6 protein-coding genes are annotated in these 6892 nt (G+C 72.3%); 3 read left to right on the forward strand and 3 right to left on the reverse strand.

Annotation, left to right across the window (positions count from 1 at the left end; all coding sequences use genetic code 11):
• Positions 1-83 precede the first annotated feature (83 nt).
• Together AB0C29_RS26485 and AB0C29_RS26490 are read left to right on the forward strand one after the other, a co-directional pair.
• A complete protein-coding gene (locus tag AB0C29_RS26485) occupies positions 84-878 on the forward strand; it encodes a lytic polysaccharide monooxygenase (RefSeq protein WP_360825271.1) in 795 nt (264 codons plus the stop codon).
• Positions 875-1459, forward strand: coding sequence for a DUF305 domain-containing protein (locus tag AB0C29_RS26490; protein WP_360825273.1), 585 nt, complete (start codon positions 875-877; stop codon positions 1457-1459). Before AB0C29_RS26485 ends, AB0C29_RS26490 begins: the two co-directional genes overlap by 4 nt.
• A 54-nt stretch (positions 1460-1513) precedes the next feature.
• On the opposite strand, the gene AB0C29_RS26495 is transcribed toward AB0C29_RS26490, so the two are convergent.
• The 3 genes from AB0C29_RS26495 to AB0C29_RS26505 are packed head-to-tail and all read right to left on the reverse strand — an operon-like array spanning position 1514 to position 5915.
• The gene (locus AB0C29_RS26495; protein ID WP_360825276.1) at positions 1514-2368 is read right to left on the reverse strand and encodes an ABC transporter permease subunit; all 855 of its coding nucleotides are present in this window, start codon (positions 2366-2368) and stop codon (positions 1514-1516) included.
• On the reverse strand, positions 2365-5163 hold the full coding sequence (locus AB0C29_RS26500; protein ID WP_360825279.1) for an alpha/beta fold hydrolase: 2799 nt from the start codon (positions 5161-5163) through the stop codon (positions 2365-2367). Before AB0C29_RS26500 ends, AB0C29_RS26495 begins: the two co-directional genes overlap by 4 nt.
• A 47-nt stretch (positions 5164-5210) precedes the next feature.
• Positions 5211-5915: a hypothetical protein gene (locus AB0C29_RS26505; protein WP_360825282.1), complete on the reverse strand. Its 705-nt coding sequence runs from the start codon at positions 5913-5915 to the stop codon at positions 5211-5213.
• Between the two features lie 78 nt (positions 5916-5993).
• On the opposite strand from AB0C29_RS26505, the gene AB0C29_RS26510 reads away from it, so the two are divergent.
• Positions 5994-6892: AAA family ATPase (locus tag AB0C29_RS26510; RefSeq protein ID WP_360825285.1), on the forward strand; the 899-nt coding region annotated here is incomplete at its 3' end.

Genomic DNA, 6892 nt, shown 5'->3' on the forward strand with positions numbered 1-6892 from the left:
CGTTCCCATTAAGGCTTCTTTATGGAAAGCCTCGTTACGTTTCCCGCTGTCCGAACCGCACGACACGTTGGGAGACCAAGACGATGCGCAGGTCCATCGCTTATCCGCTGGTGGCACTCGGAGCACTCGGCTCGACGCTGGTCGGTGCGGCGCCCGCCCTCGCGCACGGCTACGTCTCCGCCCCGCCCAGCCGGCAGGCGCTGTGCGCGTCCGGCGCGGTCGCCAACTGCGGGCAGATCCAGTTCGAGCCGCAGAGCGTCGAGGGCCCCAAGGGCCTGCGGTCCTGTGACGGCGGGGTGGCCGGCTTCTCGGTGCTCTCCGACGAGAGCCGCAACTGGCCGGCCAAGGCGGTCGGTTCCACGGTCACCTTCACCTGGGTGATGACGGCCCGGCACCGCACCAGCAACTGGGAATACTTCATCGGTGACAAGAAGGTCGCGACCGTCGACGGCGGCAACGCGCAGCCCGATGCGGTGGTCACCCACAACATCAACCTGAGCGCGTTCCCCGGCAAGCAGAAGGTGCTGGCGGTCTGGAACATCGGTGACACGGCGAACGCCTTCTACAGCTGCATCGACCTCAACGTGGGCGGCGGCGGCGGCTCCGGGGGCACGACGCCACCGACCACCAAGCCGACCACGGCGCCGACCACCGCCGCGCCGACCACTGCTCCGACTGCGGCTCCCACCGCCACCACCACCAAGGCTCCCGCTGTCCCGATCGCCGAGGACGGTAAGAAGTGGGCGCCGGGCGTCGCGTACCGCACCGGCGACAAGGTGACCTACGAGGGCAAGACCTACCAGTGCCGGCAGTCGCACTCGTCGATCCGCAGCTGGGAGCCGTCCATCTACACCCTCGCCCTCTGGCTGCCGCTGTGAAGTACCGCTACGCGACAGTCCTGATGGCGGGCGCCCTGCTGCTCGGCGCCTGCGGCACTGCCAAGGAGGCGCCGGTGACCGAGGTCGCGGCCCAGGCGGCGGTGCAGGCCGAAGGCGGCCACAACGCCACCGACGTGATGTACCTGCAGATGATGGTCGCGCACCACGAGCAGGGCCTGGAAATGGTCCGCCTGGCCGAGAAGCGCGCCGGGCGCACCGAAATCCGCACCCTGGCCAAGGCGATCGACGTCACCCAGGCCGACGAGGTCAAGCTGATGACCGGCTGGCTGGAGCAGTGGTCGGCACCGACCAAGGTGGACCACGCGCCCAGCGCCCACGCCGACCACGGTGGCCTCCCGGCCACGGGCGACGAGGAGATCGCGGCGCTGAAGGACGCCAAGGGCACGGCCTTCGAGACGGCGTTCCTGAACCTGTTCGTCGCCCACCAGCACAACGCGGTGGAGATGGCCCAGCTGGAGATGACCAAGGGCAGCAACGCCGAGGCCAAGGCGTTCGCGGACCGGGTCAAGGCCTCCCGGGCCGATCAGATCAAGCAGATGCTCCAGCTCATGAACAGCTGAGGCACCCGAGAACCAGCGGCGGTCCACCTGGCGGGGTGGGCCGCCGCTTCGCGTTCAGGAAGTGATGTCCTTGCGGGTGAAGCGGTAGAACGCCAGGGACCAGAAGATCGTCGCGTAGCAGACCGCCGAGATGGCCCCCTTCACCACGTCGTCCGTCTGCATCGGGGTCGACAGCAGGCCCAGCCAGGCGTCGCTGTAGTGGGTCGGCAGGAAGTCGCGGATCGAGCCCAGCGCCGTGATCTGGTCGAGGATGCCGGACAGGATCCAGAGCAGCACCGCGCCGCCCACCGCGCCCAGGGCCGCGTCCGTCAGGACCGACAGCAGGAACGCCAGGCCGGCCACCACCAGCAGGACCACGGCCAGGTAGCCGAGGATCGCCAGCAGGCGCAGCACGCCCTCACCGGCCGGGATCTCCGCCGCCACCGTGCTGCCCAGCGGATGCCAGCCGTAGCGCAAAGTGCCGATCAGCAGGGCCGTGCCGGCCAGGTTCAGCAGGGCCAGCAGCGAGTAGCCCAGCGCCACGACCAGTTTCACGCCCAGCAGCCGGGCCCGGGGGACCGGTACGGCCAGCAGATAGCGCAGGCTGCCCCAGCTCGCCTCGCTGGCCACCGTGTCGCCGCAGAACAGGGCGACCACCACGACCAGCAGGAAGCCCGCCGACACGAAGATGCTGAACAGGGCGAAGTTCAGCCCGCCCGAGGTGGCCAGGTCGACCAGGCTGGCGAAGGCCCCGCCACCGTTGTCGTCGTCGCCGTCCCCGCCGAACTCGAACGCCAGCAGGATGATCACCGGCAGCAGGGCCATGAAGCCCAGGGCCAGCTGGGTCCGGCGGCGGGATGCCTGCCGGCGTACCTCGGCCAGCAACGGCATGGTGGCCGTCGCCCGGTAGCCCGTCGCAGCCGCGCTCATCGGTCTCCACTTCCTCGCGAGTTGTCGCCCACCAGGGCCAGGAACGCGTCCTCCAGGCGCCGCCGGGGCACCACCCGGTCCACTCCGACGCCGGCGCGCACCAGCGAGGCCACCACCTCGGTACGCGGCGTGCCGTTCATGTCCACGATCAGCCCGGAAGCCCCCTCCGGGGTCACCGACCGCACGTTCATCCCGGCCAGCACCAGCTCGGCGGCCGGTACGTCGGACACCTCCAGCTGCACCGACGGGCTCTCCCCGACGATGTCGTCGACCGGTCCCGCCGCGACGATCCGGCCCTTGTTCACCACCACCGCGTGCGTGCAGGTCTGCTCCACCTCGGCGAGCAGGTGGCTGGAGACCAGCACCGCCCGGCCGTCGGTCGCGTAGCGCTTCAGGACCCGGCGCATCTCGGCGATCTGCGGCGGGTCCAGCCCGTCGGTGGGCTCGTCCAGCACCAGCAGCTCAGGCAGGCCCAGCATGGCCTGGGCGATGGCCAGCCGCTGCCGCATGCCGTGGCTGTAGTTCTTCGTCTTGCGGTGCACCGAGTCGCCGAGCCCGGCGATCTCCAGCGCCTCGTCGAAGCGGGCGTCCGCCGCCGGCCGGCCGGTCGCCTGCCAGTACGCGTGCAGGTTCTGCAACCCGGTCAGGTGCGGCAGGAAGCCCGGGCCCTCGACCAGCGCGCCGACCCGGGACAGCACCGGTGAGCCCGGCTCGAGCCGGTGCCCGAAGACCAGCGCGTCGCCCTCGGTCGGCATGGTCAGGCCCATCAGCACCCGCAGCGTGGTGGTCTTGCCCGCGCCGTTGGGTCCGAGCAGGCCGACGACCTGGCCGCGCTCGACGGTGAAGTCGACCCGTTCGACGGCGACGAAACCGTCCCCGTACGCCTTGCGCAGGCCCCGCACGACCAGCGGCGTCTCGGCGTACTCGTCGACCGTCGGGGCCTCGTGGCGGCGCAGCCGGCGGCGGCGCACGACCAGGACCACGACGAGCCCGGCGATGATGACCGCGAGCACGCCCAGCAGCACGTACCGCCAGACGACCTGGGGGTTCGCGATCGGCGTGCCCACCGCCGTGGGCAGGCTGACCGCCGGCTCGACCGCGACGGTGTAGGTCGTGGGGTCCGGCGGCGTCAGGAACGCCTGGTCGGAGGTCGCCACCGTGACCCGGACGGTGTGCCCGGCGTCGATCCGGCGCACGATCGCGGGCAGCGTCACGGTCACCGGCTGGGCCTGGCTCACGTCGGTCGGCAGCCCGGTGAGCCGGACCGGGGCGATCAGGCCGCCGCTGAGGGTGGCGGTGCCGTTCGGGTCGACGTCGTAGAGCTTGACGAACAGCGTCGCCGAGCCGGTCGGGGAGGCCGCCCGCAGCCGGACGGTGGGCGCGCCGACCACTTCGATGGCGTCCGTGACCGGCGCCGAGTCGAACTCGGCGTGCTGGCCGGCGAGGTCACCGGCGACGCTGCCGAGCAGGGAGCTGAGCTGGCCGCCCACGCCGGGTAGCGAGGACAGCGCGCCCGGGTTGCCGTTCGGCGGGTTGGCGATCTGCTGGGCGTCGCCGCTGACGGTGATCTCGGCGCGGCCGGTGCCGGTCAGGCCGGGGTACGCCGGATCGGAGTACCCGTTGGTGACCAGCCCCCGGTCCAGCGCGCTGAAGCCGGCCACCCGGGAGTAGGTGAAGCTGGTGGCCGGGGTGGCGCCGTCCTTCTTGACGTAGTGGTCGAGCCACTGCGCGGTGAGGAACTTGGTGCGGTCCTGGTCGGTCTGCGGGCCGGAGCCGCCGTCGTGGCCGCCGGTGAACCAGGCGACCCGGACCGGGGTGCCCGTCGCCGCGATGCCCTTGGCGTTGGCGTCGGCCTCGGAGAGCGGGAACAGCGTGTCCACCGCGCCCTGGATGAGCAGGGTCGGTGCCTTGATCTTGTTGAGCACCGGGGCCGGGCTGGAGCGCTGGAGCAGCGCGGTCGTCGCCGCGTCCGGGGTGCCGGTGGTGGCCATCTTCAGGTACGCCGCGCAGACGTCCGCGGCGAAGCGACCGCAGGCGGGGTTCGCCACCGGGACCGGCCCCGGAGGCGCGTCCACCGCCCCGGCTCCGAGCGGCTCCGAGCCGCTGCCGGCTCCGAGCGGTCCCGAGCCGCTGCCGAAGAAGAGGCCGGCCCAGCTCTTCTTGAAGACGCCGGGGGCGGTGACCCCGGTCGCGGACTGCGGGAAGAACGCCTTGCCGAGGTCGTTCCAGGTGATCAGCGGGACGATCGCGTCGACCCGGGGATCCTGGGCGGCGAGCAGCAGGGCCAGCGCGCCGCCGTACGAGCCGCCGACCACGCCGACCCGGGGGTCCCCGGCCGCATCCGTCCGCACCCGCGGCTGGGCGGCGAGCCAGTCCAGCAGCCGCTGCGCGTCCTTGACCTCGTAGTCCGGGCTGTCCAGGTGGATCTCGCCGCCGCTGCGCCCGAAGCCGCGGGCGGTCCAGGTCAGGACGGCGTACCCGCGGTCGGCCAGGGACTCGGCGTCGTCGCTGACGGAGTTCTTGCTGCCGCCGAAGCCGTGGCCGAGCAGCACCGCCGGCACGTCGTCGTCGCCCGACGGCAGGTAGAACCGGGTGTCCAGGTCGATCGGCTCGGTGCCGGACGGGCCGGAGAGCACAGTCAGCTGCTGGTCCACCGCCGTCCAGGAGTGACGCTCGGGCAGCGCGGCCCAGCCGATGAGGGCGGCGATCAGGACGAGGGCCACCGATCCGGCCACCACCCGCCGCCGTGTCACTCGGGGCAGGGCACGGCGGAGCCGGGTCGTGAGGGCTGACATGCGGCCCACGCTAGCCGCGGGCCGCTGAGCGGGAGCTGTGAACGTGCCTAGCAGCCCTGCTTGTCGGTGTAGAAGAACTGCACGGCCGGACCCGCACCGGCGTCGATCGCGGTCACCTTGTCGTCCTTGATCCGGAACAGCAGGGCGTTGCCGCCGTCGACCGCGTACCAGGCGCTGGCGCCGACCCAGTCGTCGAGCTGCTTGCCACCGGGGTACATGCCCTTGAGGTCGGCGTAGCCGGTGCCGACCTTGGCGCCCTTCGGCGTGGCCACCTTCGGGCTGGTCACGGTGAGACGCTGGAGCTTGCCGCCGGTGAACGCCAGGGCCGGCGTGTGGTATTCACCCAGGCCCTTGGCCGTCGTACAGGTGTCCTTGGTCTTGGTGACCTTGCCCACCAGATCGGCCGACGTCAGCTCCTTCTGCTGGACACCCACCTGGTACGGGCCGATCCCGGCGGCGGTCAGCACGTCGGGGGAGACCGCGGGCTTGCCGGCCGGACCCTGCGCGGCCCCGCCGCCCTTCTTCGGTGGCTTGGCGGCAGAGGTGCCCTCGGTGGGAGGCGTGCCTGGAGCAGCCGAGGAACCCGGTGCGGCCGAGGCTCCCGGGCCACCCAGCCCGCCGTCGGCCGACGGTCCCGCGGAGGCGCCCGGTGCCTGGGCGGCGGGCGCCTTGTCGTCGGAGTCGTCACCGCACCCGGCGACCCCCAGCAGGGTCAGCGTGACAACGGCCAAAGTGGCGTGACGAAGCCTCATCGCGGTGGTGCCTCCCCGGGCGGCGTACGGCGGCTAGCGTGTCAACCTAGTCCCCTCGTCCAAACGGAGGCCTCCCCGGTGCCAGACGACCTCACGCTGACCGTGACCCAGCGGACGGCGGCCCTCGACGCGCGGCGCGGCATCGTCCGCCTGCACCCCGAGGTGATGGCCGCGCTCGCCATCAATCCGGGCGATCCGCTGCGCCTGGCCGGCCGCCGGACCACCGCGGGTCTCGCCGCGCGGGCCGAGCCGACAGCGAGCCGGGCCCTGCTCTACGCCGACGATCTGATCATCGGCAATCTGGGGTTGCGCGACGGCGGCCAGGTGACCGTGACGCCCGTGCCGGTCGTCCAGGCCCGGCGGGTCACGCTGACCGGCCCGGCCGAGATCGTGGCGGTGGTGTCGCCGGAGATGCTGCGGCTGGCGCTGCTGGGCAAGGTGGTCACCGCGGGCGACAACGTCTCGCTGCTGCCGCAGGACGTGCTGCTGGACGCGGGCAACCGGTCGCTGGTCGAGGCCGCCCGGCGCAGCCTGGCCAACCGGGTCGGCTACGCCTGGACCAGCACGCTGCTCACGGTGGTCGCGGTCGAGGACGCCGATGCCGTGCTGGTCACGATGGACACGGTGGTGGGCTGGCAGGACGGGGAGTTCTCGACCGTACGGGACCAGCCTGCTCCCACAGCTGCGGCGGCCCGGCAGCCCGCCTCCACCGATCCGGAGACGCCCCCGCCCAGCCTGGACGACCTGCCCGGACTGCGTACCCAGGCCCAGGAGCTGATCGAGCTGCTCGACCTCGGCTTCCACCACGGTGAGGTGCTCGGTCGGCTGGGCACCACGGTGTCGCTCGGTGTGCTGGTCACGGGTCCGGCCGGCTCGGGCAAGTCGGCGCTGGTGCGCGCGGTCGCCGCGAACGTCGGCGCGACCGTGCTGGCGGTCTGGGGTCCGGAGCTGGCGGCGCTGACCAACGACTCCGCCGC

This window comes from Actinoplanes sp. NPDC048791, from assembly GCF_040650095.1.
Classification (GTDB): Bacteria; Actinomycetota; Actinomycetes; order Mycobacteriales; family Micromonosporaceae; genus Actinoplanes.

Coding starts and splice junctions, on each gene's coding strand:
- AB0C29_RS26495 (WP_360825276.1), bottom strand. CDS start 2,368: ATGAGCGCGGCTGCGACGGGCTACCGGGCGACGGCCACCATGCCGTTG.
- AB0C29_RS26485 (WP_360825271.1), top strand. CDS start 84: ATGCGCAGGTCCATCGCTTATCCGCTGGTGGCACTCGGAGCACTCGGC.
- AB0C29_RS26500 (WP_360825279.1), bottom strand. CDS start 5,163: ATGTCAGCCCTCACGACCCGGCTCCGCCGTGCCCTGCCCCGAGTGACA.
- AB0C29_RS26505 (WP_360825282.1), bottom strand. CDS start 5,915: ATGAGGCTTCGTCACGCCACTTTGGCCGTTGTCACGCTGACCCTGCTG.